The organism is Aquariibacter albus (genome assembly GCF_014145335.1).
Lineage (GTDB): Bacteria > Pseudomonadota > Gammaproteobacteria > Burkholderiales > Burkholderiaceae_C > Aquariibacter > Aquariibacter albus.
Genome location: NZ_JACIVI010000007.1, coordinates 72,229 through 96,385, shown reverse-complemented (window position 1 = coordinate 96,385; position 24,157 = coordinate 72,229). Strand labels below are relative to the sequence as shown.

At 69.5% G+C, this 24,157-nt stretch carries 24 protein-coding genes; 4 read left to right on the top strand and 20 right to left on the bottom strand.

Annotated features, from left to right (window positions below; all coding sequences use genetic code 11):
• Window positions 1–104: 104 nt before the first annotated feature.
• The 4 genes from H4F90_RS14730 (at window position 105) to H4F90_RS14715 (ending at window position 3,117) form a co-directional block, all read left to right on the top strand.
• Window positions 105–1,040, top strand: coding sequence for a catechol 2,3-dioxygenase (locus tag H4F90_RS14730; RefSeq protein WP_182665943.1), 936 nt, complete (start codon window positions 105–107; stop codon window positions 1,038–1,040).
• Between the two features lie 73 nt (window positions 1,041–1,113).
• A complete protein-coding gene (locus H4F90_RS14725) occupies window positions 1,114–2,046 on the top strand; it encodes a LysR substrate-binding domain-containing protein (protein ID WP_182665941.1) in 933 nt (310 codons plus the stop codon).
• A 105-nt stretch (window positions 2,047–2,151) separates the two neighbouring features.
• Complete coding sequence (locus H4F90_RS14720) at window positions 2,152–2,709, top strand: Panacea domain-containing protein (RefSeq protein ID WP_182665939.1); 558 nt, start codon at window positions 2,152–2,154, stop codon at window positions 2,707–2,709.
• A 39-nt stretch (window positions 2,710–2,748) separates the two neighbouring features.
• A complete protein-coding gene (locus tag H4F90_RS14715) occupies window positions 2,749–3,117 on the top strand; it encodes a hypothetical protein (RefSeq protein WP_182665937.1) in 369 nt (122 codons plus the stop codon).
• A 223-nt stretch (window positions 3,118–3,340) separates the two neighbouring features.
• Here the strand turns inward: H4F90_RS14715 and H4F90_RS14710 are convergent, their stop codons facing one another.
• The 20 genes from H4F90_RS14710 to dmpE all read right to left on the bottom strand — a co-directional run bounded on the left by H4F90_RS14710 (window position 3,341) and on the right by dmpE (window position 24,144).
• On the bottom strand, window positions 3,341–4,045 hold the full coding sequence (locus H4F90_RS14710) for an NAD(P)H-dependent oxidoreductase (RefSeq protein WP_182665935.1): 705 nt from the start codon (window positions 4,043–4,045) through the stop codon (window positions 3,341–3,343).
• Window positions 4,042–4,470, bottom strand: coding sequence for a tautomerase family protein (locus H4F90_RS14705; protein WP_182665933.1), 429 nt, complete (start codon window positions 4,468–4,470; stop codon window positions 4,042–4,044). Before H4F90_RS14705 ends, H4F90_RS14710 begins: the two co-directional genes overlap by 4 nt.
• Before the next feature lie 100 nt (window positions 4,471–4,570).
• Window positions 4,571–5,323, bottom strand: coding sequence for an SDR family oxidoreductase (locus tag H4F90_RS14700; RefSeq protein ID WP_182665931.1), 753 nt, complete (start codon window positions 5,321–5,323; stop codon window positions 4,571–4,573).
• A 12-nt stretch (window positions 5,324–5,335) separates the two neighbouring features.
• A complete protein-coding gene (dmpG, locus tag H4F90_RS14695; RefSeq protein WP_182665929.1) occupies window positions 5,336–6,415 on the bottom strand; it encodes a 4-hydroxy-2-oxovalerate aldolase in 1,080 nt (359 codons plus the stop codon).
• On the bottom strand, window positions 6,415–7,347 hold the full coding sequence (locus H4F90_RS14690; RefSeq protein WP_182665928.1) for an acetaldehyde dehydrogenase (acetylating): 933 nt from the start codon (window positions 7,345–7,347) through the stop codon (window positions 6,415–6,417). Before H4F90_RS14690 ends, dmpG (H4F90_RS14695) begins: the two co-directional genes overlap by 1 nt.
• Complete coding sequence (locus H4F90_RS14685; RefSeq protein WP_182665926.1) at window positions 7,344–7,571, bottom strand: tautomerase family protein; 228 nt, start codon at window positions 7,569–7,571, stop codon at window positions 7,344–7,346. Before H4F90_RS14685 ends, H4F90_RS14690 begins: the two co-directional genes overlap by 4 nt.
• Before the next feature lie 10 nt (window positions 7,572–7,581).
• Complete coding sequence (dmpH, locus tag H4F90_RS14680; RefSeq protein ID WP_407926195.1) at window positions 7,582–8,370, bottom strand: 2-oxo-3-hexenedioate decarboxylase; 789 nt, start codon at window positions 8,368–8,370, stop codon at window positions 7,582–7,584.
• Complete coding sequence (locus tag H4F90_RS14675; protein WP_182665922.1) at window positions 8,370–9,173, bottom strand: fumarylacetoacetate hydrolase family protein; 804 nt, start codon at window positions 9,171–9,173, stop codon at window positions 8,370–8,372. Before H4F90_RS14675 ends, dmpH (H4F90_RS14680) begins: the two co-directional genes overlap by 1 nt.
• Before the next feature lie 367 nt (window positions 9,174–9,540).
• Window positions 9,541–11,001 carry a 2-hydroxymuconic semialdehyde dehydrogenase gene (locus H4F90_RS14670; RefSeq protein WP_182665920.1) on the bottom strand — a complete coding sequence of 487 codons (1,461 nt, stop codon included), beginning with the start codon at window positions 10,999–11,001 and terminating at the stop codon, window positions 9,541–9,543.
• 120 nt (window positions 11,002–11,121) lie between these two features.
• Entirely contained in the window at window positions 11,122–11,949 is an 828-nt protein-coding gene (locus H4F90_RS14665) for an alpha/beta fold hydrolase (RefSeq protein ID WP_182665918.1), read from the bottom strand.
• A 105-nt stretch (window positions 11,950–12,054) separates the two neighbouring features.
• A complete protein-coding gene (locus tag H4F90_RS14660) occupies window positions 12,055–13,365 on the bottom strand; it encodes a DUF1329 domain-containing protein (RefSeq protein ID WP_182665916.1) in 1,311 nt (436 codons plus the stop codon).
• An 86-nt stretch (window positions 13,366–13,451) separates the two neighbouring features.
• Window positions 13,452–15,446 (bottom strand): DUF1302 family protein, encoded by a 1,995-nt coding sequence (locus H4F90_RS14655; RefSeq protein ID WP_328700949.1) that lies wholly within the window; start codon window positions 15,444–15,446, stop codon window positions 13,452–13,454.
• Window positions 15,447–15,545: 99 nt separating this feature from the next.
• Window positions 15,546–17,969, bottom strand: a complete 2,424-nt coding sequence (locus tag H4F90_RS14650; RefSeq protein WP_182665912.1) for an efflux RND transporter permease subunit — start codon at window positions 17,967–17,969, stop codon at window positions 15,546–15,548.
• A 10-nt stretch (window positions 17,970–17,979) separates the two neighbouring features.
• Window positions 17,980–18,987 carry a WD40/YVTN/BNR-like repeat-containing protein gene (locus tag H4F90_RS14645; protein ID WP_235972229.1) on the bottom strand — a complete coding sequence of 336 codons (1,008 nt, stop codon included), beginning with the start codon at window positions 18,985–18,987 and terminating at the stop codon, window positions 17,980–17,982.
• 528 nt (window positions 18,988–19,515) lie between these two features.
• Window positions 19,516–19,707 (bottom strand): 2-hydroxymuconate tautomerase, encoded by a 192-nt coding sequence (locus H4F90_RS14640; protein ID WP_182665910.1) that lies wholly within the window; start codon window positions 19,705–19,707, stop codon window positions 19,516–19,518.
• A gap of 14 nt (window positions 19,708–19,721) precedes the next feature.
• Window positions 19,722–20,510 (bottom strand): 2-oxo-3-hexenedioate decarboxylase, encoded by a 789-nt coding sequence (gene dmpH, locus H4F90_RS14635; protein WP_182665909.1) that lies wholly within the window; start codon window positions 20,508–20,510, stop codon window positions 19,722–19,724.
• On the bottom strand, window positions 20,507–21,553 hold the full coding sequence (dmpG, locus tag H4F90_RS14630) for a 4-hydroxy-2-oxovalerate aldolase (RefSeq protein WP_182665907.1): 1,047 nt from the start codon (window positions 21,551–21,553) through the stop codon (window positions 20,507–20,509). Before dmpG (H4F90_RS14630) ends, dmpH (H4F90_RS14635) begins: the two co-directional genes overlap by 4 nt.
• 58 nt (window positions 21,554–21,611) lie before the next feature.
• A complete protein-coding gene (locus tag H4F90_RS14625) occupies window positions 21,612–22,535 on the bottom strand; it encodes an acetaldehyde dehydrogenase (acetylating) (protein ID WP_182665905.1) in 924 nt (307 codons plus the stop codon).
• Window positions 22,536–22,553: 18 nt separating this feature from the next.
• A complete protein-coding gene (locus tag H4F90_RS14620; RefSeq protein ID WP_182665903.1) occupies window positions 22,554–23,348 on the bottom strand; it encodes an SDR family NAD(P)-dependent oxidoreductase in 795 nt (264 codons plus the stop codon).
• Window positions 23,349–23,361: 13 nt separating this feature from the next.
• Window positions 23,362–24,144 carry a 2-oxopent-4-enoate hydratase gene (gene dmpE / locus H4F90_RS14615; protein ID WP_182665901.1) on the bottom strand — a complete coding sequence of 261 codons (783 nt, stop codon included), beginning with the start codon at window positions 24,142–24,144 and terminating at the stop codon, window positions 23,362–23,364.
• Window positions 24,145–24,157: the final 13 nt, after the last annotated feature.

Genomic DNA, 24,157 nt, shown 5'->3' with positions numbered 1-24,157 from the left:
GAATCGGTATTGGATCGATGCGGCGCCGCTTCCTAAACTGCCATCACAACAGGGGTGCGCCGTGGCGGCAGCACCCAAGCTTCCCTTCGAGGAGACAAGACACCATGGCAATGACCGGCGTGCTGCGCCCGGGCCACGCGCAGATGCGCGTGCTGGATCTGGCCGAGAGCCGACGCTTCTACCGCGATGTACTGGGCTTGGTGGAGACCGGCGAGGACGCGCAGGGCCGCGTCTACTTCAAGTGCTGGGACGAGCGCGACCACCACTGCCTGGTGCTGCGCGAGGCCGACCGCGCCGGCATCGATCTCATCGGCTTCAAGGTGCTCAACGCGGCCACGCTCGACCAGCTGGAACGCGATGTGCAGGCCTGGGGCCTGGCCACCGAGCGCGTGCCGGCCGGCGAGCTGCTGGAGACCGGCGAGCGCGTGCGCTTCACACTGCCGACCGGCCATGTCTTCGAGCTCTACGCCGACAAGACCCACGTCGGCAACGGCCTGGGCCAGGTCAACCCTCCCCCCTGGGGCCCGGCGGCCGACCACGGCATCGCGCCGACCCGGCTCGACCACTGCCTGCTCTACGGCCCGAACATCGCCGCCAACAAGGCCTTCTTCACGCAGGTGCTGGGCTTCTACCTGGTGGAGCGCATCGTCGGCCCGGTCGAAGCCGGCGAGCCCGAGATCGCCATCTTCCTGTCCTGCTCGCACAAGACGCACGACATCGCCTTCGTCGAGTACCCCGAGCCCGGCAAGCTGCACCACCTGAGCTGGCGCATGCCGACCTGGGAGCGCGTGCTGCGCGCCGGCGACATCATGGGCATGAACAAGGTGCCGATCGACATCGGCCCGACCCGCCACGGCACCACCCGCGGCGAGACCATCTACGCCTGGGACCCCTCGGGCAACCGCTTCGAGACCTTCTGCGGCGGCTACGAGCCCTACCCCGACGTGCAGCCCATCACCTGGACCCAGGACGGCTTCGGCCATGGCCTGGACTTCCCGCACGGCAAGCTGCACGAGAGCTTCCTGACCATCGTCACCTGATCGGGCCCCGGCCGGCCGGGCCGCGCATACTCGCGCCGCGCGCGCCCGCCGCGCGGGAGTGGATGCCCGAACCATGGACCTGCGACACCTGAAGTACTTCCTGGCCGTGGCCGAGGAGGGGAACATCGGCCGCGCCGCGGCCCGGCTGCACATCTCGCAGCCCCCGCTGACCCGGCAGATCAAGGCGCTGGAGGAAGAGCTCGGCGTCGAACTCTTCCAGCGCACGCCCAAGGGCATGGTGCTGACCCAGGCCGGCGAGATCTTCCAGGCCGAGGCCAGCAACATCCGCATGCTGGTCGAGGCTGCGGTGGATCGCGTGCAGCGCGCTGGCGAAGGCAAGCTCGGCCGGCTCGACGTCGGCATCTTCGGCTCCGGCATCTATGGCCTGATCCCGGAGTTGCTCGACGCCTTCCGCGCCCGCCTGCCCGGCGTGAACATCGTGCTGCACACGATGAGCAAGACCGAGCAGATCGAAGCCCTGCGCCAGCGCCGCATCACCGTCGGCTTCAACCGCATGACCCCGCCGCTGCCCGACATCGGCCGCGAGCTGGTCACCATGGAACCGCTGCGCGTGGCCATGCACGAGGACCACCCCCTGGCCCGCCACGCCGCCGTGCCGCTGCGCAGCCTGGCCGGACAGCCCATGGTGCTCTTTCCCAACCTCGGCCGGCCCAACTTCATCGACCGCGTGATGGAGCTGTGCAAGCAGCAGGGCTTCCTGCCGACCATCGCGCAGGAGGTGGGCGACGCCGTCACCGGCATCGCCCTGGTGGCGGGCGGCTACGGCATCTCCCTGGTGCCGGACTCCATCACCACGCTCAAGCTGCCGCGGGTGCTCTACCGCCCCCTGGCCGACGCGCCCCAAGCCACCGTGGACCTGAGCTGCCTCTACCGCGCCAGCGACAACTCGCCGCTGCTGAAGGCCTTCCTGGGGGTGATCCGGGAGCATCGGGCCGCTGTTGAAAGCTCGGCTGCGCACTACAAAAGTGACACGGCGCAGCTCTGAAGGTCTACTCTTCTGGCAAGTTGAGTCAAGGCAGCAAGAACTGGCTATCCATACAGACTTATACTGGTTGGACGTTCGCATATCGCGAGTCAGGAGAGGTGTGAGGTGTTTCAAGAGCAGAAAGCAGCGCAGGTCGCAGCCTTCTTCCTCCAGCGGGAAGGCGGACGCATGCCGCATCTCAAGCTCATGAAGCTCATGTATCTGGCAGACCGCGAAGCGATGCGGGAGCACGGCTTCCCAATTACGGGGGACCGGTTTGTGGCGATGCCGCACGGCCCGGTGCTCTCCCTGACTCTGAGCCATATCGACGGCGATGTCGAATCCAGCGCCGAAGGCTGGGACAGCTGGATCAGCGACAAGGCTGACCACTGCGTTGAGGTCATTCGCCGAGTCGATCGGGATGCGCTGGACGAGCTCAGTGACGCCGACATCGCGGTGTTGCAGCGGGTGTGGGACACCTTCGGCTCGATGGACAAGTGGCAGATTCGGGACTACACCCACGACCCGCGCCACTGCCCCGAGTGGCGCGATCCGCAGGGCTCCAGCCACGCCATCCGTTACCGGGATGTGTTCCGGGCGTTGGGAATGAGCGTGGCTGAAGCCAACGCGGCCCAGGCGGAAATCGAAGCGCAGTCGCGACTGGCTCGACAGCTGTCGGCCTGACAGTCAACGCGGATGTGGACCGCTGCGCGCCGGGCGACCTTGCTCATTCCGTCGGGCCCGGCGCACGACCCCGAGCGCAAGCACCTGCACATCGTCTTGACCGACCCTGTCGATGGGCAGGTGCAGGTCGTGTCGGTGTCGTCGATCCCGCAGAACAATCTGTACGACGGCAGTTGCACCCTCTTCGCGGGCGAACACCCCTTTGTGAAGCACGACAGCTGGGTGGTCTACCGCTTCGCCCGCCTAGTCAAAGCTCAGCTGCTGGAGCGCAAGGTGGCCGACGGCGAGTTCATCGCCAAGCCAGTGCTTGATGCGAAGGTCTACCAGTTCGTCGTCGACGGCCTGCTGGACTCGCCGCAGGCCTCGCCGAAGATGAAGCAGTTCCTGCGGGACGCGAGTGGCTTGTAGGACCTTCGACGTCAACCTTCCATTCCAGCTCGGCGCCGTAAAACATCAAGGTGTTTGACGATAGGCCCGGAGGGCAGCAAGTTGTGGGGTGCCTGGTTCGCAGATGCGACAGGCTTGGTCGGACGCGGGCTCCCTGCGGGGCGAAGCACTCGTCACACTTTGCCTTCGTCTTGATGGTCTGAAGCGAATCGAACTGCAAGCTCACGAATCCTTGATTCGCCCCTCACCGCGGCCTCAACCGCTCGTCGAAGTCCGCCAGCCGCGGTGCGAGCTTCAGCGGCGAGCGGCGGTCCAGGCTCAGCAGGTGATGCCGGTGATCCTGCAGCAGTTGCTCGCGGGCGGCGGGGCTGAGGTAGGGCACGTGCCAGGCGACGAAGGGCGGCAGCACGGCGAGGCCGGTGTAGGCCAGGGTGCCGCGCTGCAGCGGGCGCAGCATGTCCTCCAGCGGGCCGTGGACGGACTCCGGGCCGTCGAACAGGTGGGCCTGGCCGCCCAGGGTCAGGCTGAGCATGGCGCGCTTGCCCGCCAGGCCGCCCTGGTCGTAGAAGCGCTTGCCGCCGTAGGCCAGGCCGGAGATGAGCACGCGGTCGATCCAGCCCTTGAGCAGGGCCGGCGGCGCGAACCAGTAGAGCGGGAAGTTCAGGATCAGCAGGTCGCACCACAGCAGCTTGCCGATCTCGGCCTGGATGTCGGGCGCCAGGCTGCCCTGCGCGTAGGCCTGGCGCTGCTCCAGCGCGTAGACGAGGTAGTCGGGGTTCTGGCGCGTGCCGAAATCGGCGGCGTCGGCCACGGGCTTGAAGCCATCGGCATGCAGGTCGGAGACCAGCACCTCGTGGCCCTGGGCACGCAGGATCTCGGTGGCCGACCAGCACAGCGCACTGCAGAAGGACTTGGGCTCCGGGTGCGCGTGGACGATGAAGACGTTCATCCGCGCTGACCCGCGCCTTCAGCGCGGGCGGCGATCTCCTTCGCGCGCATCACGCTGGCCGGCGTGCCGGCGATGCCCCAGTATTGCGGCGCGATCGGCCAGCAGCCGCCGCGCACCAGGCTGCGCTCGACGCCGAGCGTCGAGACGACGAGGTCGGTGAAGCCGGCGATCAGCGCCTGGCATTCGTCGACCGGCCGCCCTTCGAGCACGAGGAAGTGGAACCACGGTGCCGACGGCCCGCCCTCGCTGACGAGGTGGCCGCCGACCACCGCGTGCTGCGGCTTGTAGCTCAGCGCGACGACGCGCACGCGGTCCAGCGGGCTCTTCAGCACCTCGGCGTAAAGACGGGCGGAGGCGAGCAGCAGGTCGGAGACCTGCTCGTCGGTGTACTGGCCTTCGGCGAGGCGGTATTCGAGGATGGGCATGAGTGGCAATCCGATCGTGCGGAGTGGGGCTTCGACCCTTCGATGAGCTCAGTGCTCAGCCCGAACGGGTGCCGTTCGCACTGAGCCTGTCGAAGGGCTGTCAGGCCATGCCCTTGCGGCGGCCGGCGTCCATGAAGAGGGTGCTGCCGGCCAGCGCGTCGGCCTCGGGCGCGAGCAGCAGCGCGATGGCCCAGGCCACCTGCTCCGGCGTGGTCAGCGCACCCAGAGCCGATTCGGCGCGGTACTCGTCGAGCGCCGCCTCCACCGTGATGCCGGCGCGCGCCGCACGATCGGTGGCGATGCGGCGCAAGCGCTCGGTGTCGGCCGGGCCGGGCTGCACCACATGGGCCGTGATGCCGCGCGGACCGTAGGCCCAGGAGTACTGGCGCATCAGGTTGGTCAGCGCCGCGTTGCCGACGCCGGCGGTCGCAGCCCAGGGGTTGGGCTCGGAGCCGTAGTGCCCGCCGATCGCCACCAGCCGCGAGCCGCGCACCAGCTTCTCGTCGACCGCGCGCACCAGCCGCATTATCCCGCCGACCTTGATGTTGACCGCGTCGACCACCGCCGCGGTCGGCGCGACCAGCACGCCGCCGGCGGTGGCCACGCCCGGCCCGTGGACGACCATGCGCACGGGGGCGTCGAGCGCCGCCTTGATCGCGTCGATCGAAGAATCGTTCGAGATGTCGGCGGTGCAGGCGACGACGTTCGGCGTGGTCGCCACCAGCGAGTCCAGCGCGTCGGCCTTGCGGGCGACGGCCAGCACCTTCAGGCCCGTCGCGGCGAGGCGCTTGCTGATCACGGCGCCCATCGCACCGGTGGCGCCGACGACGACGGCGATTTCTTGTACTGACATCGGGTCTCCTCCTCAGGCCGTCTTGCGGCCCACGTCCTTCAGCAGCCCACGCTCCTTGGCCATGCTCATCGCGGTGTCCTCGATCATGTCTTCCTGGCCGCCGATCATCTTGCGGCGGCCGAGCTCGACGAGGATCTCGCGCGCCGACACGCCGAAGCGGGCCGCCGCGCGCTTGGCGTGCAGCAGGAAGGTCGAGTACACGCCGGCGTAGCCCAGCGTCAGCGATTCGCGGTCGACGCGGACCATGTGGTCCATCATCGGCACGATCACGTCCTCGGCCACGTCCATCAGCTTGAAGAGGTCGACGCCGGTGACCATGCCCATGCGGTCGCAGACGGCGAGGAAGGCCTCCAGCGGCGTGTTGCCGGCACCGGCGCCCAGGCCGGCGACCGAGCCGTCGATGCGGCTCGCGCCCTCCTCGATCGCGGCGATCGAGTTCGCGATCCCCATGCCCAGGTTGTGGTGGCCGTGGAAGCCGATCTCGGTCTCGGGCTTGAGCACCGCGCGCAGCGCGCCGACGCGGGCGCGCACATCGGCCGGCAGCATGTAGCCGGCGGAGTCGGTGACGTAGACGGTCTGCGCGCCGTAGTCCTCCATCAGCTTGCCCTGGCGGGCGATGCCGGCGGGGTCGTTGAGGTGGGCCATCATCAGGAAGCCCATGGTGTCCATGCCCAGCTTGCGCGCGTAGGCGATGTGCTGCGGCGAGGTGTCCGCCTCGGTGCAGTGGGTGGCCACCGTCACGGCGCGGGCGCCGCAGTCGTAGGCGCTCTGCAGCTCGCGCATGGTGCCCAGGCCGGGGATGAGCAGCACCGAGACCTTGGCCTGCTTCATCTGCGGCGCCACCGCGCTGAGGTAGTCCTCGTTGCTGGCCATCGCGAAGCCGTGCTGCAACGAGTTGCCGCCCAGGCCGGCGCCGTGCGTGACCTGGATCAGCGGCACGCCGGCCGCGTCCAGCGCGCAGGCCACCTTGACCATCTGCTCGACGGGGATCTGCTCGCGCTTGGCGTGCATGCCGTCGCGCAGGCACATGTCGTGCAGCACGACCTTGCGGCCGCGCAGATCGGGTTCTTGAACTTGGGGCGCGCTGGGCATCAGGCGGTCTCCGTCACGGCTTCGAGCTTCAGGGTGCCGGCGAGGATGTCCTCGGCGAACATCTCGGCCGTGCGGCAGGCGGCCGCCGTCATGATGTCCAGGTTGCCGGCGTAGGTGGGCAGGTAGTCGCCGAGACCGGCGACCTTCATGAAGACGCTGACGCGGTGGCCGTCGAAGCTCGGGCCGTTGACCAGCTCGTAGCCCGGCACGTACTTCTGCACCTCGGCGATCATGGCCAGCACCGACTCGGTGATCTCGGCCTGCTTCGGCGGCTCGGCCGTGAGGCAGTTGATGGTGTTGCGCATGATCATCGGCGGCTCGGCCGGGTTGATGATGGCCAGGGCCTTGCCCTGCTTCGCGCCGCCCACCTTCACCAGCGCGTTGGACGTGGTGTAGGTGAACTCATCCAGGTTGGCGCGCGTGCCCGGCCCGATGGACTTGGACGCCAGGCTGGCCACGATCTCTGCATAGTCCACCGCCTGCACCCGCGAGATGGCATGCACCATCGGGATGGTGGCCTGGCCGGCGCAGGAGATCATGTTGACGTTCATCTCCAGCCGGGCCGCATGCTCGCGCAGATTGACCGGCGGCACGCACAGCGGCCCGATGGCGGCCGGGGTGAGGTCGATCATCATCACGCCCAGGGCATTGAGCTTGCGCGAATTCTCGGCATGCACATAGGCGCTGGTGGCGTCGAAGGCGATCTGGATGCCGTCCGCGGCCACATGCGGCAGCAGGCCATCGACGCCTTCGGCGGTGGTCTTCAGGCCGAGTTCGCGGGCGCGGGCCAGGCCCTCGGAGGCCGGGTCGATGCCGACCATCCAGACCGGCTCCAGCACCGGGCTGCGCTGGATCTTGTAGATGAGGTCGGTGCCGATGTTGCCGGAGCCGATCAGCGCGCACTTGATCTTGCGCGGGGGGGTGCTGCTCATGCGGGATCCTTGGTGGGCAGGGTGGCCGCGGCGGCTTCGGCGCGCATCGCGGCGGTCTGGCCGGCGACGGAGAAGTCCTCGCCGCCGTGTTCGGTGATCAGGATGCGCACCTGCTGCGGCTGCACGCCGAGCTGGGCGCACACGGCCTCGGTGATGGCCGCAGCCACGCCGCGCTTCTGCGCGACGGTGCGGCCGGTGAGCAGGTGCATCTCGATGATGGGCATGGGCTCTCCTTCAGACGAAGCGCAGGCTGACGGCGCCCAGCGCCTGGAAGCGCGCCATCACGTGATCGCCGGGCTGCACGGCCACGGCCTCGGTGATGCCGCCGCTCATGACGAAGCTGCCCGCGGGCAGGTGCTCGCCGAGCTCGTCGAGCACCTTGACCAGCAGGGCCACGGCCTCGGCCGGATGGCCCAGCACCGCCGCACTGGCCGCCATGCCGACGGGCTCGCCGTTCTTCTCCATCAGCACGCCCAGGGTGGACAGGTCCAGCTCCCGAGGACGGCGCGGACGGCCGCCGGTCACGTAGCGCGCCGAGGAGCCGTTGTCGGCCACCACGCTGGGCAGGTCGAACTTGAAGCCGGCGTAGCGCGAGTCGATGATTTCGATGGCCGGCAGCACGAAGTCGGTGGCGGCCAGCACCTCCTCGCGGCTCACCGCTGCGCCGCGCAGCGGGGCGCGGGTGACGAAGGCCACCTCGCATTCGACGCGCGGGTGCACCATCTCGGCATGCACCACGGTGCCGCCGTCGGGGCGCGCCATGCCGGCCATCAGGAAGCCGATGGAGGGTACGTCCACGCCCATCTGGCGCATCTTGGCCAGGGAGGTGAGGCCGGCCTTCCAGCCCACCTGGCGCTGGCCGCGCGCCAGCAGGCGGCGCCGCAGCGCAAGCTGCACCGCATAGCCATCGGCCAGGGTCATGGCCGGGAAGTCGTCCGTCAGCTTGGGGATGGCGCGGGCGCCGCTCTGCGCGGCGTCGACGCGCTCGGCCAGGGCCTCGATCTCGGGGTCCTTGAGGGTGATCATGATGCGACGGCGCTCCGTCCGTGAAAGCGCGCCGTGCAGCGGCCCAGACCGCCGACGGTGCAGACCAGGGTGTCGCCGTCCCGCACCGGCACCAGGGCGGACTGCGAGCCGGAAAGAATCACCTCGCCGGCCCGGAAGGGCAGGCCCAGCGCACCCAGGGTGTTGGCCAGCCAGACCACGGCGTTGACGGGCGAGCCCTGCACCGCTGCGCCGACGCTGGTGGAGAAGAGCTCGCCGTTCTTCTCCAGCACCATGCCCGCCAGGGCCAGGTCCAGGTCGCGCGGATCGGCCTTGGCTTCGCCGAGCAGGAAGACGCCGCAGGAGGCGTTGTCGGCCACGGTGTCCTCGATCTTGATCGTCCAGTCGCGGATGCGCGAGTCGACGATCTCGAAGCAGGGCGAGACATAGGCGGTGGCGCGGATCACGTCGGTGGCGGTGAGGTCGGGGCCCACCAGGTCGCGCTCCAGCACGAAGGCGAGCTCGGCCTCGGCCTTGGGCTGGATCAGCGCGTTCAGGTCCACGCCCTCGGCCTCGCTGCGCACCATGCCGGAGGTGAGCTGGCCGAAGTCGGGCTGGTAGACGCCGAGGAAGTCCTGCACCGGCTTGCTGGTCACGCCGATCTTCTTGCCGACGATGCGCTCGCCCTCGGCCACGCGCAGCGCGACCATGTGCTCCTGGATGCGGTAGGCCTCCTCCAGCGTGATGCCGGGGCATTGCTCGCGCAGCGGCGCAAGGGTGTGGCGCCCGCGCAGGGCGGCATGCAGGGCGGCGCCGTGGCGCTGGAGGTCTTGGGGGCTCATGGCATGCGGGTTGGACGATGGGACAGCGCAGCGCGGATGGGTGTGCTTGGTGCCTCGGTGGGCGCGACGCGGCAGGGGCCGAGACCCAGCGCCGACCGGGATGCGTGGCCGCATGGGCACAGGCCGGTCTGCGCCTGCGGGACGCCGAGATGCGCAGGCTTCATGGCGGCGCGCACAGCGCGCATCGGCTTCCGATCCGTCGCGGCTGTCCGAGCGGAGCGCCCAAGGGGCGCGCAGCGAGTTCCGCGACGCCGCCATGAAGCCGAGCATCGCAGGGCAGTTGGCCCACCGGGCCGACCGTCCCGCCGAAGCAGGCCGGCCTGGGCCCATGCGGCCACGCCGCGCATCCCGAGCCCTGGACCCTCACTCATAGCTTCACGCAGACATTGCGCAGCTCGGTGTAGAACTCCAGCGAATGCACGCCGCCCTCGCGGCCGATGCCGGATTGCTTGCTGCCGCCGAAGGGCGTACGCAGGTCGCGCAGGAACCAGCTGTTGACCCAGGCCACGCCCACCTCGATGGCGCCGGCCACGCGGTGCGCGCGGGCCAGGTCGCGGGTCCAGATCGTGGTGGCCAGGCCGTAGCGGTTGGCATTGGCCAGGGCCAGCACCTCGTCCTCGGTGTCGAAGGGGCGGATGTGGCAGCAGGGGCCGAAGATTTCCTCCTGCACGACGCGGGCGCTCTCCGGCAGGCCGGTCCAGATGGTCGGCTGCACCCAGGACCCCTCGGCCAGCGCACCGGGCATGGACGGCACGCCGCCGCCGGTCACCACGGTGGCGCCCTCGGCCACCGCCGCCGCGTAGTAGCTCAGCACCTTGCGGCGATGCTCCTCGCTGATCAGCGGGCCGTAGTTGGCGCCGGGGTCCTGCGGCCGGCCGTAGACCACCGCCTCGCAGCGCGCCTTCAGCGCGGCGACGAAGCGCTCGAAGATCGGCCGCTCCACATACACCCGCTCGGTGCCCAGGCAGACCTGGCCAGTGTTCATGAAGGCCGAGCGGAAGATGCCGTCGACCGCGGCCTCGAAGTCCGCATCGGCAAAGACGAGGCCGGCGTTCTTGCCGCCCAGCTCGAAGCTCACATCGCGGATGCCGCCGGCCGCCGCCTGCATGATCGCCGTGCCGGTGCGCGTCTCGCCGGTGAAGGTGATCGCGTTCACCCCCTCGTGGCGGGTCAGGGCCTCACCGGCCGAGCCCGGGCCGAAGCCATGCACGACGTTGTAGACCCCGGCCGGCACGCCGACGGTGTTCATCACCTCGCCCAGCAGCGCGGCCGAGAGCGGGGTCTCCTCCGATGGCTTGACGATGACGGTGTTGCCGCAGGCCAGGGCCGGGCCGACCTTCCAGGTCATCAGCAGCAGCGGCGCATTCCACGGGCAGATCACGCCGATCACGCCCTTGGGCTTGCGCAGCGCGTAGTTCAGGGCACCGCGGCCATCGGGCGTGTCGAGCTGGAAGGACTCGGCTGGCACGTTCTTCACCACGTCGGCGAAGACCTTGAAGTTGGCCGCGCCGCGCGGCACGAAGGCGTGCGCGATCACATGGTGCGGCTGGCCGGTGTCGGCCTCCTCGGCCTGCACGAAGTCGTCGAAGCGGCGGGTGATCTCGTCGGCCACCGCATGCAGCATGGCGCAGCGCTTGTCGGTGCCGAGACGGGCCCAGTCACCGTGCAGGGCAGCGCGCGCGGCCCGCACGGCGGCGTCGATCTCGGCGGCCCCGCCCTCGGCGATCTGGGCGATCAGCGTCCGGTCCAGCGGCGAGCGCTTCTCGAAGCGGGCGCCGTTGAAGGCGGGCTGGAAGCTGCCGCCGATGAAATGCTGAACCTGCTGCACGCCGCGCCCTCTTCCCAGATGAATCGATGCAATTCAGTTTAGGAAGCGGGTCTCCGCAGCGTCCAATACCTTTGCCGGGCGGCGCCCGATACCGCCGCGGTATCGGGGCCGCGGGCGGACTCAGGGCTGGCCGAAGAAGTTCAGCAGCAGCTCGTTGAAGCGTCGCGCATGCTCGATCTGTGTCCAGTGGCCGCAGCGGCCGAAGACATGCAGTTCGGCCCGCGGGATCAGCTCCAGCAGGCGCTGGCTGGTGGCGAGCGGGATCACGCGGTCCTCGCGGCCGTGGACGATCAGGGTTTCGTGCGGCAAGGCGCGGATGTCGGCCTCGGCGCTGCACATCGCATCCACCCAGCGCTGGCGCGGCGCGGGGAACATCTGCGCAAAGGCCTCCTGCCGGCCGGGCTGGATGCTGGCCTCGTAGCGCAGCCGGGCCAGCTCGTCGTTGACCAGACCACGGTCGAAGGCGAAGACATCCAGCAGGCCGCGCATGGTCTCGATCGAGGGCTGGTAGCCCCAGACCGCATCCAGCCCCGGCGTGATCGGGAAGGGCACGCCGACGCTGCCCATCAGCGCCAGGCGCTTGACGCGCTGCGGCGCACGGATGGCCAGGGCCAGGGCCAGGGCGCCGCCGAAGGAATTGCCCACCAGGTTCGTGCGCTCGATGTCCAGGGCATCCATCACGCCCAGGGCGTGGTCGACCCAGGCAGCCATGTCGTAGCGCTGGCCGGCCGGGCGCTCGGTCTCGCCGAAGCCCACCATGTCGGGCGCGATGACGCGGAAGCGCTCGGCCAGCACCGGCAGGCTCAGGCGCCAGTTGGCCCAGGCCGTCACGCCGGGACCGGAGCCGTGGATGAGGAAGACCGGCTCGCCGCTGCCGCGCTCATGGACGTTGGTGGCGATGCCGCCGGCCTGCACGCGGCGGCCCAGTTCGGGGTTGCTGCTGTTCATGGGAAACGCTCCAGAAAAGAGGCGGGCCGGGGAGGCTTGTGGCCCCCCCCCGGCCCGCCGCAAGGTCCGCCGGGCCGCCGCCGGACCGGCACACACGGAGAAGGATCAGTTGCCGCCGCGCAGGTTCTGCACCTGGAAGAGGCTGGGCGGGTTCTGCTTGGGATCGACCTGGCCCTTGAACTGCACCGTCGTGCAGTGCTTGCTCTGCACGTCAATCATCGAACCCGAGTCATCGATGGCGATGCCCGAGCCCTTGTTGATCGGGTGGTGGTAGTCCGGATGCGACTTGCCGATGGTGAAGCTCTTCCACAGCTCGCCCTTCCGGTCGTAGATCAGCGTGCGGTTGATGTTGTAGACCTGCGCATCGATGTGGAAGACGCGCTTGCTGACCGGGTGCGCCGGGTTGACCGGCTCGGCCTCCAGCACGAAGACCTTGCGCAGCTGCCAGGTGATGTTGGGGAAGCAGCCGCCCTGGCCGCCGTAGTCCACGAACTTGTAGCCGTCGGCTTCCTTGAACTCGTCGGTCAGCTGCAGCTCGTTGTGGTTGTAGTAGGGCATCAGGATGTTGCGCGTGCCCTTGAAGGTCCACTTCATGTCGGAGATCCGACCGTTGTAGCCCTCGAAGTCCTCGATCATCAGGTCCGAGCCCAGGAAGGAGTCGGTCTGCTGCCCGGTGGCCAGGCGCCGCACGCGGCGCTGGAAGCCCAGGTAGAGGTAGGCGTCGTCGAACTTCAGGTCGTCCTCGTAGCGCTGGATCAGCAGCTGGGTGTTCTTCAGATCCTGCGGCTCCTGCACGCGCACGTAGATGCCGCGGAAGAGCTCCGAGGGGTTGGGCGTCACCTCGGGCACCGGGGCGTGCTGCACGCGGTGCTTGAAGTTCAGGAAGTGGAAGTCGAACTTGATGGTCCGCTCGACCTGGCCGGTGGCCATGTTGCGGTAGCGCCAGTAGAAGGGGTCGATGGCGGCGTTGTCGCCCCAGTTGATGCCGTACTTGTAGTTCCAGGCGATCTTCTCGCCGGCCCGCGGGTCGTCCAGCTTGGGCTCCTCGGGGAAGGGCCGGCCGGCCTCGTAGCCCGTCAGCTCACCGTTCTTGGCGCCCAGCTTGGCCTTGTTCAGGCCCTTCTTGGTGGCGTCGACGTAGAACTGGTTCAGGCGGAACTGGGTGGTCGGGCCGACCTTGATCTCGGTCCAGCCGTTCTTGATCATCATCAGCATGCCGGCATCGAGCACGTCCTTGAACTGCTCGGCATTGGCCTTGTTGATGACGGTGCCGACGCTCAGGCCGGGGAAGCTGGGGAAGCCGGCCTTGTAGGGGTCGAAGCTGGCTTCGACATCGGCTTCGCTGGCCGCCGTGGCGACGCCGGCGCTCAGCGCGAGGGCCAGCGCGAAGGCCAGGCCTTGGGGACGGATGGGCATGGTGGGGGTCTCCTCGTTCAATCGTTCGGGCCCGGTCCGGGCCCGGCCGCGGGGCCGGGCTGCGGACCGGTGGGGTGGGCGCAGGCTCAGAACTGGTAGCGCATGGTCACGAAGACCTCGTTCTCCTTCCAGGCCGTGCCGATGGGGCCGGCACGGAAGCGGCCCAGCGGCTCCAGGCCGCCCAGGCCGCGCGAGCCCGGGGTCATGGGGTTGGCGTCGCCGATGGGCGCGGTGAAGGGCGGGAAGGGGTTGCAGCTGCGGCAGTCGTCGAACTTCCAGCGGTCGTCGCCGTCACGCCACTTGAAGTTGCCGCCGACGCTGATCTTCAGCTTGTCGCTGATCAGCCAGTCGACCTGCGGCGCCGTGACCAGGGCCTTGGCACGCACGTCGTAGGCGGTGATCAGCTGCGGGCTGACGCGGTCGTTGGCGAGGAAGGCCTTGATCAGCAGGGTGCCGATCACGTTGTCCTGCCAGTCGGGCATGCCGGCCCGGCCGAAGGCCATCTGCTTCACCTCGTGGTCGAAGATGTGCTGGTAGAAGAGCTGCGCCGAGATCAGCGTGGTGCGGTTGGGGTTGATCCAGGGGATGAAGGTCGGCCGGTCGAAGCCGATCACCGAGCGGAAGACGCGGTTCTTGGAGTACAGCTCGGGCTTGAGCGTGTTGGCGAACTCCTCGCCATGGGTCAGGGCCGCCTCGACGCGGACGGCCGCCTTGGCCGCCTCCCACTCGAAGTCCATCGAGCCGCCGATCAGGTGCACCCGCGGGAAGTGCATGTCGAAGGCGATCAGGTAGGGCCAGCCGCCCTGGGCATCGGTCTGGGTGACGCCGGTGAAGCTGTTCTGCGCGCCCTTGCCGCCGCGCAGCGAGGGCAGTTGCGAGCGGTAGGTCAGCGCGTTCAGCGAGAAGGACAGGCCCTCCTGCGACACGCCCTCGTACTTCACGCCGAGCTGGGTGTTCTTCAGGTTCCACTCGGGCAGGTGGACCTTGCGCAGGCCGATCTGGCCGGGGCCGAAGTCGGTGGCCAGCAGAACACCCGGCTGGACATTGGCGAAGTTGGCCACCGTGCCGCCGTTGTCCCACAGGTTGCGCATGCCGCGGAAGAAGCAGCCGGCGTCCAGGATGACGTTGCTGGAGCCGCACTGGCCCAGGTTGTTGGCGCGGAACTTGTCGAAGTTCCAGACCACCTGCAGGTTGCGGTCCTGCATGGTCTCGCTGGGGCCCATGCGGTACTCGGCCTGGGCGATCCACATGGGGATGCGGATGTCCTGCAGCTCGTCGTAGATGTTGTTGCGCGAGTAGTCGACGGGGTTGATCACGTCGAGCACGCGGAACAGGTCGGTGCGGCCCCAGACCACCTGCTGCTTGCCGACCTTCAGGAACATCTGCTTGCCGTCGGCCAGCGGGAAGGTCTTGGTGACGAAGGCCTCGCGCAGCACGTCCAGGCGCTCGTTGAACTCGGGCAGCTCCAGGTCGCTGCGGTCCTGGTCGCCGTAGCCGCCGAAGTCGTCGCAGCCGCGCTTGTCGGTGTCGCAGGGGCGCACCGGCACCGCGAAGGCCACGCCGCCGTCGCGGCCGTGCCAGCGGTCGCCCAGCACGCGCAGGCCCTCGTTGGGGTTGTAGCCCGGCGCGTTGGGGTTGCTGCTGTTGAAGCCGAAGGCGTTGTTGGTCAGGCCCAGGCCGTCGACCACGGCCTTGTTGACCGCGCCGCCGCCGTGGGGCAGCGGCGGCGGACCGCCGGTGGAGTCGAGCGTGATGGGGCCGCCGGCCTTGCGGCCGAACTGGTCGCTGTTGAGGCGGTAGACGCCGTCGAAGCTGCCGCGCAGGATGCTGCGGAAGGCCCAGCCGTCGGCGAGCTTCTTGTCGGCCTCGACCTGCAGGGTGTTGCGGAACTTGGAGAGCCCCACCGTGCTGCCGGTCGCGTCCTGGCCGCGGTAGCGGGTGTCGTTCTCGTAGTAAATGTCAACCTTCCACGGGTCGTCGACCGGCGGCAGGGGCGCAGCCTGGCTGGCCAGCGGGGCCGGCACGCTCTCGACCTGGGCCTGCGCGGCACCGGCCAGGCCGGCCAGCAGCAGGGACTGCACCAGCGGACACCATCGTCCGGGACTGTTTCTCCGCATCTTCTGTCTCCTCGCTCCGTTCAAGGCTGAACGTGTTGTTGTGAGGGCCTCGCGGCCCGCTCTTCAGGCGGCGCCGGCGGCGCCCTGGGGCAGCGCGGCGGTCGCCGTCGCTGCCGGACTCGCGGGGGCGCCGTGGTCCTCGACCACGAAGCGCGGCTTGAAGACGACACACCAGGCCGGCACGATCAGGATCGCGGCGATGGCGTTGACGACCAGCATGAAGGACAGCAGCGCGGCGGCATCCGACTGGAAGCGCAGGTCGCTGAGGAAGACCCAGAGGATGACCCCGGCGGTCAGCGTCAGCGCCGTGAAGCTGACTGCATAGCCGGTGGTGCTGACCGCGTTGATGGCGGCCTGGCGCACGTCACGCACATGCGGCATCTCCTCGCGGATGCGGTCCATGAAATAGACCGCGTAGTCGATGCCCACGCCCACGCCGATCATGATCACGGGCACCGTGTTCACGCTGATGCTGATGCCCTGCCAGCCCATGTAGGCATAGCTCAGCACGGTGGCGAAGAGCATGGGCAGCACCATCAGCCAGCCGGCGTGCAGGGACTGGTAGTAGGCCGTGACCAGCACGAAGGCCAGCACGATGACCAGGGGCACCAGCAGCAGGTGGTCGCTGTGCAGGGCCTCGTTGGCGGCGGCGCTCACGCCGATGATCCCGCCCCCCGGCTCGATGGCCAGGCCCGGCACCTGGGCGGTGATCTTGGCCGCCGCGGCCTCGGCCAGGGCCAGAGCGCGGTTGATCGTGTCGGCCTGCTGGTCCTTGTAATAGAAGACCAGGTTGGCCTCGTTCTCGTCGGGGTTGACGAACTCCTTGAGCGCGCCCGGGATGGGGCTGGACGCGAGGTAGGTGAACATCAGGCCGCCGATCTCGTCGGCGTTGTCCGGGATCTGGGCCCAGCGGGGGTCGTCGTTGTGCGTGAGGCGGTTGACCACGCGCACCACCGTCGGCAGGGCCTTGGCGCCGCCCAGGTTGGGGTCGGCCAGCATCTCGGCCTGGAAGGCCTCGATCGCGCGCAGCACCTCGGGCCGCTTGATGCCGCCCTTCCCTTCCGTGCGGAAGACGATGTGCAGTTCCTCCGAGCCGGGGAAGAGCTGGTTGATGGCCGCGGTGGAGCGGTTGTAGTCGTGATCGCGGTGCAGGATGGGCGAGCCGGGCTCGCTCTCGCCGGTCTTCACGCCCGCGGCCAGCTGGGTGCCACCGATCATCAGCAGGCCCGACAGGACCAGGATCACAGCGGCCCCGCGCTCGGTGCCGCCGGTGCGGGCCATGGCCGCGCCCAGGGCCCGGCGGATGCCCTCGTTCTTGTTCTGGGTCTGCTTCGGCGCCTTCAGCACGGTGAGGGCCAGGGGCACCATGAAGTGCACGGTGAAGATCACCGAGAAGGCCCAGAAGCCGGCCGAGATGCCCAGCTTCCAGTTGAAGGGCGCCGCGCCCAGGATCATCACGCCGATGCCTACCGCATCCACCACGATGGCCAGGGAGCCGGGGCGGAACAGGGCCTCCAGTGCATTGCGTGCCGCCTGGGGGCCGCTGTGCGTGAGATCCAGCTCCTCGTAATAGCGCGCGACCAGCTGCACGCCATGCGACATCGCCCGGGCGGCGATGAGGAAGGGAATCGGCATGGACAGCGGCTCCAGGTTGAAGCCCAGCCAGGCCATGAAGCCCAGGCCCCAGATCGAGGACAGCGCGATGCCCAGCAGCGGCAGCGCGACGCCGTAGAAGCGCCGGAAGTAGACGATCAGCAGCGTGGCCAGCAGGGCCAGCGTCCAGGCCAGGATGGCGACGATCTGGTTCAGGTAGGTGTAGACCCAGCCGGTCAGCACCGGGTTGCCGGTGACGTGCACGGTGTGGCCCGGGCCTTCCAGCTCGGCCCGCACCTTCTGCAGCGCGGCGAAGGTGGCCGGGTAGTCGATGTCGCCCTCGTTGAGCTGGGCCTTGATCAGCGCCGCCTTCAGATCGGGCGACACCAGCAGGCCGTAGACCTGCGGGTTCGCACGCACCTTCTGCTGCAGCTGGGCCAGGGCCTCGGCATCGGCCGGCGGCCGCTGCGGGTCGTAGTAGGGCTCGGAGGCGAAGCTGCCTTCGGCGGTCAGGTAGACGTGCCGCGCCGTGCGGTGCGTCAGGCTGCTGACCAGGTTGTGGTTCACGCTGGGCAGGTTGTCGATGCCCTGGGTGGCGCGGTGGATCAGGTCCAGGGTCCCGGGCTCGAAGACCGTGCCCTCCTTGACCTCGATGGCCATCACCACCAGGTTGGCGCCGCCGAAGTTCTGCTTGATGCGGTTGTAGGTCTGGATGTAGGGATGGTTCTGCGGCAGCAGGTCGCTGAAGTCGGTGTAGATCCGCAGGCCCGGCAGGCGGGTTGCGAAGACCAGGGTCATCGCCAGGATCAGGCCCAGCACGATCTTCGGGTTGGCGAAGATCCATTCCTCGGCCCGGATCAGGCCGGCCAGCAGGCGCTTGCTCAGTTGCTTCATGGTCGGGCCCTCAGTCGGCTTGGCGCGGCAGCGAAGCCGCCAGGGTCAGCGGCTCGGGCAGCTTGATGACGGCCAGCGCGCCGCCGGCCCCGGCCACGAAGAGCGAGCGCGCGTCAAGCGCGGCCCCGGCGACCGGCTGGCTGACCGCATGGGCGCCCGGCTCGAAGCGCTGCCACTGCCCGCCGCGCTGGGTGACCATGCGACCGCCGGCGCCCACGCCATAGACGCGGTCGCCCAGCTTCAGCAGCGCGTAGATCGGCACGCCGCTCGGGTTGTCCTGCGGAGCCCAGGTGTTGCCCCCGTCGGTGGTGGCCAGGATCACCCCGGCCAGGCCGCTGGCCCAGCCGGTCTGGCCATCGATGAAGAGGGTGGCGTAGGGATAGAACTCGCCGGGCATGGGCGCAGCCTTCTGCCAGCTGGCGCCGGCATCGCGGCTGCGCAGCACCGTGCCGAACTCGCCCGTGGCCACGGCGTGCCGCTCGTCGATGAACTGCACGCTGGTCAGGATGGCGTCCTCGCCCAGGTCCTGGCGCTGCCAGTTCGCGCCACGGTCGGCACTGACCATGAGCGTGGTGTGCGCGCCGGCCACCCACAGGCGGTTGGCGGGGTCGCAGCTCAGGGCCAGCACATCGCTCGGGCTCGGCAGCGGGCGGGGCGTCCAGGCCGCGACCTCGGCATCGGCCACCCAGACCTTCTTGTAGAAGTCCAGCGCGGCGAAGCTGCCGTCCGGGCAGGCCGTCATGGCGACGATGGACGAGGGCTGCGGCAGCACATGCCGCGTCCAGCTGGCCCCGGCATCGGCGGACGCGACGATCACGCCACCAGCTGCCCCCGCGACGATCCAGCGGCCGTTGCTGGCCGCCGACTGGAAGCTGTCGAAACGCTGGACCGGCTTGCTGCGCTCGGCCTGGACCGGCCTCATGTCCGGGGCGGGGGCGCAGCCCCCCAGCAGCAGCACGGCACCCAGCAGGGCCGCCACCGCCATGTGGGCCCCGCGGGGCCCGGCATGCATGTTCATCGTCATCCTCGTCACACCCGGCCGCAGGGCCGGTCCTCGAAGCGGCTGCTTCAGCCGACTGGGTCGTCGAGGAGGCGACTCACCTCCTCGCGTGCTCTCTTCTTCAATTCATCAAGCGCTCCGTTCGCGGCTCGCCTTGTCCTCTTTGCGGCGCAATCGATGTGCCAATCGCGCCAAGTGCTTGATTCACAAAGCCGGGCCGAACAGCACCTGAACGAACCCGGGAACTCCCGCATGAGCAGATGAGCATTTGCTGCGGTGCGACTTCACCAAATGCTCAATCGCGAAGGTCCGAGTCCTCGCCCGTACCGGCGGCCCCACAGGGGCGGCCGGATGCGACAACGGCCGCGGGAAGCGGCCGTTGCGGCGGAGGCTCAGCGACCGAGCCCGGGACCGTGCGACGGGCCGGGAGCCCGCCGACACCGCCCCGGGCAGGACGTGCCGCCAGTGTGGAAACAGCCGGGGGTGGCGTCCAATACCTCCCCCGTCCGGGGCCGATACCGCTGCGGTATGGCCCGGGGCGCCGGCCTAACGGCCGAGGTCCTTGACACTGACCCCGGCGATGCCCCAGTTCTCCTTGGGCACTTCGGTGATCCACACGCGCACGTTCTCCTTGGGCGCGCCCACGGCCTCCTGCAGGGCCTGGGTGACCTTCTCGATCACCGCGCGCTTCTGCTCGGTCGTGCGGCCTTCGATGAGGTAGATCTGGGCAAAGGGCATGGTGGGCTCCGGGTTCAGACGAAACGCAGGCTGGTCGAGCCCAGGCCCTGCACGCGCAGGGTGACGTGGTCGCCGGCCTCGACGGCCACCGCCTCGGTGATGCCGCCGGACAGGATGAGGGTGCCGGCCGGGATGCTCTGCCCGCGCCGGCCCAGGTGGTTGGCCAGGGCCGCCACCGCCGCGGCCGGATGGCCGAGCACCGCCGCCCCGGCGCCGAAGGCCACGGCCTGGCCGTTCTTCTCCAGCACGATGCCGAGGGTGCGCAGGTCCAGCTCGTCCGCGGGCCGGGCCTGGCCGCCGACCACGAAGCGCGCGGCCGAGGTGTTGTCGGCGATCACGCTCTTGAGGTCGAACTTGAAGTCGCGGTAGCGGCTGTCGATGACCTCGATGCCGGGCAGCACGAAGTCGGTGGCGGCCAGCACCGCGCCGACATGGCAGCCCGGGCCGCGCAGCTCGGCCCGGGTGACGAAGGCGATCTCCGGCTCCACCTTGGGATGGATGAGCTCGGCGGTGCGGCACTCGCCGCCGTCGGGCAGGAGGTAGTCGTCGCTCATGAAGCCGAAGACCGGCTCGGCCACGCCCATCTGCTTCATCTTGGCGAAGGAGGTGAGCCCGGCCTTCAGGCCGACGAGCCGCAGGCCGCGCGCCTGCTTGCGGGCCAGGATGCGGTCCTGGATGGCGTAGGCATCCTCCCAGTCCATGCCCGGATGCTCGTCGGTGATCTTGAGCGTGTCGCGGGCTTCGAGCTGGCAGGCGTCGAGGTGGGCGGCAAGCCCGTCGAGGGTGGCGGCATCGAGCTTCATGCGGCAGCCTTCATCGCGGCTTCGGCCCGCTCGCGCGCCATGGTGATGGCGGTGTCCTCGATCATGTCCTCCTGGCCGCCGACCATGCCGCGGCGGCCCAGCTCGACCAGCAGGTCGCGGGCCGGCACGCCGTACTTGGCCTCGGCGCGCTTGGCGAAGAGCAGGAAGCTGGAATAGACGCCCGCGTAGCCCAGGGTCAGGGAGTCGCGGTCGATGCGGATGAGGTGGTCCATGATGGGCACCACCCGGTCCTCAGCCACGTCCTGGATCTTGAACACGTCCACGCCGGTCCGGATGCCCATGCGGTCGCAGACGGCGATGAAGACCTCCATCGGCGTGTTGCCCGCGCCGGCGCCCAGGCCGGCGGCGGCGGCGTCGATGCGGTTGGCACCCGCCTCCACCGCGGCCAGCGAGTTGGCGATGCCCATGGCCAGGTTGTGGTGGCCGTGGAAGCCCAGCTCGGTCTCGGGCTTGAGCGCCTGGCGCACGGCGTCCAGGCGCACGCGCACGTCCTCGGGCAGCATGTAGCCGGCCGAGTCGGTGACGTAGATGCAGTTGGCGCCGTAGCGCTCCATCTTCAGCGCCTCCTGCACCAGGCGCTCGGGCTCGGCGCGGTGGGCCATCATCAGGAAGCCGACGGTGTCCATCTCCAGTTGGCGCGCGGCGCTGATGTGCTGCTCGGAGACATCGGCCTCGGTGCAGTGGGTGGCCACGCGGAGGGTGTGCACGCCCAGCGACTTGGCCATCTTCAGGTGGTCGACGGTGCCGATGCCCGGCAGCAGCAGGGCCGAGACCTTGGCCTGCTTCATCTTCGGGATCACGGTGGAGAGGTAGGCCTCGTCGCTGTGCGCGGGGAAGCCGTAGTTGACCGAGCTGCCGCCCAGGCCGTCGCCGTGGGTGACCTCGATCAGCGGCACGCCGGCCTCGTCGAGGCCGCAGGCGATGTCCTGCATCTGCGCGAGGCTCATCTGGTGGCGCTTGGGGTGCATGCCGTCCCGCAGCGTCATGTCGTGGACGGTGATGGACTTGCCCTTGAGGTTCATGGGGTGCTCCTGGATCGGCCTTCCCTGCCCGGGAAGACCTGGGATGGGGACGGAAGGATCAGGCGGTGACGGGCTCGAGCTTGAGCGTGCCGGCCAGCATCTCCTCGGCGAACATCTCGGCGGTGCGCGCGGCGGCGGCGGTCATGATGTCGAGGTTGCCGGCGTACTTGGGCAGGTAGTCGCCCAGGCCCTCGACCTCCAGGAAGATCGAGACGCGCTGGCCGTCGAAGACCGGGCCGTTGACCAGGCGGTAGCCGGGCACGTACTTCTGCACCTCGGCCAGCATCTGCCGCACGGAGGCGGTGATGGCCTCGCGCTGCGGCGGACCCGCGGCCTCGTCCACCAGGCAGTGCACGGTGTCGCGCATGATCAGCGGCGGCTCGGCCGGGTTGATCACGATGATGGCCTTGCCCTGCCTGGCGCCGCCGACCTTCTCGATCGCGCCCGCCGTGGTGCGGGTGAACTCGTCGATGTTCTTGCGCGTGCCCGGGCCCACCGAGCGGCTGGAGGCGGTGGCGACGATCTCGCCATAGGCCACCGGCTGCACGCGGCTGATGGCCGCGACCATGGGGATGGTGGCCTGGCCGCCGCAGGTGACCATGTTGACGTTCATCTCGCCCGAGCCGACATGCGCCTTCAGGTTGACCGGCGGCACGCAGTAGGGGCCGATGGCCGCGGGCGTCAGGTCGATCATCAGCGCGCCCTCGGCATTGACCTTGCGCGAGTTCTCGGCGTGCACGTAGGCACTGGTCGCGTCGAAGACGATCTGCACCCCGTCGGCGCGCATGTGCGGCAGCAGGCCGTCCACGCCCTCGGCGGTGGTCTTCAGGCCCAGCTCGCGGGCGCGCTTGAGGCCGTCGGACTCGGGGTCGATGCCGACCATCCACACCGGCTCCAGCACCGGGCTGCGCTGCAGCTTGGCCAGCAGGTCGGTGCCGATGTTGCCCGGCCCGATCAGGGCGCACTTGATCTTCTTGCTCATGGGGTCTCCTGGGGGTCTTCAGGCGAGGGTGCGGACGACGCCGCCGTCGGCCCGCAGCGCGGCGCCGTTCGTGGCAGCGGCCAGCGGGCTGCACAGGTAGGCGACCAGGCTGGCCACCTCGCGCGGTTCGATGAAACGCTTGATCAGCGAGCTGGGCCGCGCCTCGGCGAAGAAGCGCTGCTCGGCCTCGGCCACCGACAGGCCCTGCTCGCGGGCCAGCTTGGCCAGGAAGCCGCCGACGCCCTCGGTGCGGGTGGGGCCCGGCAGCACGGCATTGACGGTCACGCCGCTGCCGACCGTGGTCTCGGCCAGGCCGCGCGACAGGGCCAGCTGCGCGGTCTTGCTCAGGCCGTAATGCAGCATCTCGGCCGGAGGGCACAGGCCGGACTCGCTGCTGATGAAGACGATGCGGCCCCAGCCGCGCGCCTTCATGCGCGGCAGGTGGTGGCGCGACAGGCGCACGCCGCTCATCACGTTGATGTCGAAGAAGCGCTGCCAGTCGGCATCGGCGATCTGCTCGAAGGGCAGCGGCTCGAAGATGCCGAGGTTGTTGACCAGCAGGTCCACCTCGGGGTGGACTCCGAGCAGGCCGGCCACGCCGGCCGCGTCCGACAGGTCGGCCACCGCCGGGCGCAGCTGGGCTGCCGGCAGCTCGCTGCGCAGGCCCTGGATGGCGGCGTCCACGCGCTCGCGGCTGCGGCCGTTGATCAGCACCTCCACGCCCTCGGCGGCCAGCGCCCGGGCGATGGCGAAGCCGATGCCCGCGGTGGCCCCGGTGACCAGCGCGCGCCGGCCCTGCAGTTGCAGATCCATGGACCGCCCCCGCTCAGTGGAAGCGCACCGCGCAGCCGCCCAGGCCGCCGATGCTGACGCGGAAGCTGTCGCCGGCGCGCGCCGGCACCATGGCACCCAGCGCGCCCGAGAGCACGACCTCGCCCGCCTTCAGCGGGATGCCCAGGCGGCCCAGGGTGTTGGCCAGCCAGGCGATGGCATTGACCGGCGAGCCCAGGGCCGCGGCCCCGGCGCCGGTGACCACGACCTCACCGTTCTTCTCCAGCACCATGCCGCAGGTGGAGAGGTCGATCTTCTTGGGGTCGAGCGCGCGGTCGCCCAGCACGAAGACGCCGCAGGAGGCGTTGTCCGCCACGGTGTCCTGGATGCGGATCTTCCAGTCGCGGATGCGCGAGTCGACGATCTCGAAGCAGGGCATCACGCACTCGGTGGCGGCCAGCACGTCGGCATTGCCGATGCCGGGGCCCATCAGGTCGCGCTTGAGGACGAAGGCGATCTCGCCCTCGGCCTTGGGCTGGATCAGCGTGTCCATGGCGATGGAGTCGCCGTCGCTGACGATCATGGCGTCCAGCATCATCCCGAAGTCGGGCTGGTAGACGCCGAGCATGTTCATCACCGCGCGCGAGGTCACGCCGATCTTCTTGCCGACCAGGCGCTCGCCGTCCTGCAGGCGGCGCTCGATCATGCGACCCTGCACGCGGTAGGCCTGCTCGATGGTGATGCCGGGATGGCGGTCGGTGATGGGCTCGATCACGCGGCGCTCGCGCAGCGCGCGGTAGAGCTCGTCGCCGAGCTGGGGGATGAGGGTGTCGTCCATGGGGTGTCCCGGG

What these genes read in the sequence shown, in the direction of transcription:
- H4F90_RS14730 (WP_182665943.1), top strand. Translation starts at nt 105, where the DNA reads ATGGCAATGACCGGCGTGCTGCGCCCGGGCCACGCGCAGATGCGCGTG.
- H4F90_RS14725 (WP_182665941.1), top strand. Translation starts at nt 1,114, where the DNA reads ATGGACCTGCGACACCTGAAGTACTTCCTGGCCGTGGCCGAGGAGGGG.
- H4F90_RS14710 (WP_182665935.1), bottom strand. Translation starts at nt 4,045, where the DNA reads ATGAACGTCTTCATCGTCCACGCGCACCCGGAGCCCAAGTCCTTCTGC.
- H4F90_RS14705 (WP_182665933.1), bottom strand. Translation starts at nt 4,470, where the DNA reads ATGCCCATCCTCGAATACCGCCTCGCCGAAGGCCAGTACACCGACGAG.
- H4F90_RS14700 (WP_182665931.1), bottom strand. Translation starts at nt 5,323, where the DNA reads ATGTCAGTACAAGAAATCGCCGTCGTCGTCGGCGCCACCGGTGCGATG.
- dmpG (WP_182665929.1), bottom strand. Translation starts at nt 6,415, where the DNA reads ATGCCCAGCGCGCCCCAAGTTCAAGAACCCGATCTGCGCGGCCGCAAG.
- H4F90_RS14690 (WP_182665928.1), bottom strand. Translation starts at nt 7,347, where the DNA reads ATGAGCAGCACCCCCCCGCGCAAGATCAAGTGCGCGCTGATCGGCTCC.
- H4F90_RS14685 (WP_182665926.1), bottom strand. Translation starts at nt 7,571, where the DNA reads ATGCCCATCATCGAGATGCACCTGCTCACCGGCCGCACCGTCGCGCAG.
- H4F90_RS14675 (WP_182665922.1), bottom strand. Translation starts at nt 9,173, where the DNA reads ATGAGCCCCCAAGACCTCCAGCGCCACGGCGCCGCCCTGCATGCCGCC.
- H4F90_RS14665 (WP_182665918.1), bottom strand. Translation starts at nt 11,949, where the DNA reads ATGAACAGCAGCAACCCCGAACTGGGCCGCCGCGTGCAGGCCGGCGGC.
- H4F90_RS14660 (WP_182665916.1), bottom strand. Translation starts at nt 13,365, where the DNA reads ATGCCCATCCGTCCCCAAGGCCTGGCCTTCGCGCTGGCCCTCGCGCTG.
- H4F90_RS14650 (WP_182665912.1), bottom strand. Translation starts at nt 17,969, where the DNA reads ATGAAGCAACTGAGCAAGCGCCTGCTGGCCGGCCTGATCCGGGCCGAG.
- H4F90_RS14645 (WP_235972229.1), bottom strand. Translation starts at nt 18,987, where the DNA reads ATGAACATGCATGCCGGGCCCCGCGGGGCCCACATGGCGGTGGCGGCC.
- H4F90_RS14640 (WP_182665910.1), bottom strand. Translation starts at nt 19,707, where the DNA reads ATGCCCTTTGCCCAGATCTACCTCATCGAAGGCCGCACGACCGAGCAG.
- dmpH (WP_182665909.1), bottom strand. Translation starts at nt 20,510, where the DNA reads ATGAAGCTCGATGCCGCCACCCTCGACGGGCTTGCCGCCCACCTCGAC.
- dmpG (WP_182665907.1), bottom strand. Translation starts at nt 21,553, where the DNA reads ATGAACCTCAAGGGCAAGTCCATCACCGTCCACGACATGACGCTGCGG.
- H4F90_RS14625 (WP_182665905.1), bottom strand. Translation starts at nt 22,535, where the DNA reads ATGAGCAAGAAGATCAAGTGCGCCCTGATCGGGCCGGGCAACATCGGC.
- H4F90_RS14620 (WP_182665903.1), bottom strand. Translation starts at nt 23,348, where the DNA reads ATGGATCTGCAACTGCAGGGCCGGCGCGCGCTGGTCACCGGGGCCACC.
- dmpE (WP_182665901.1), bottom strand. Translation starts at nt 24,144, where the DNA reads ATGGACGACACCCTCATCCCCCAGCTCGGCGACGAGCTCTACCGCGCG.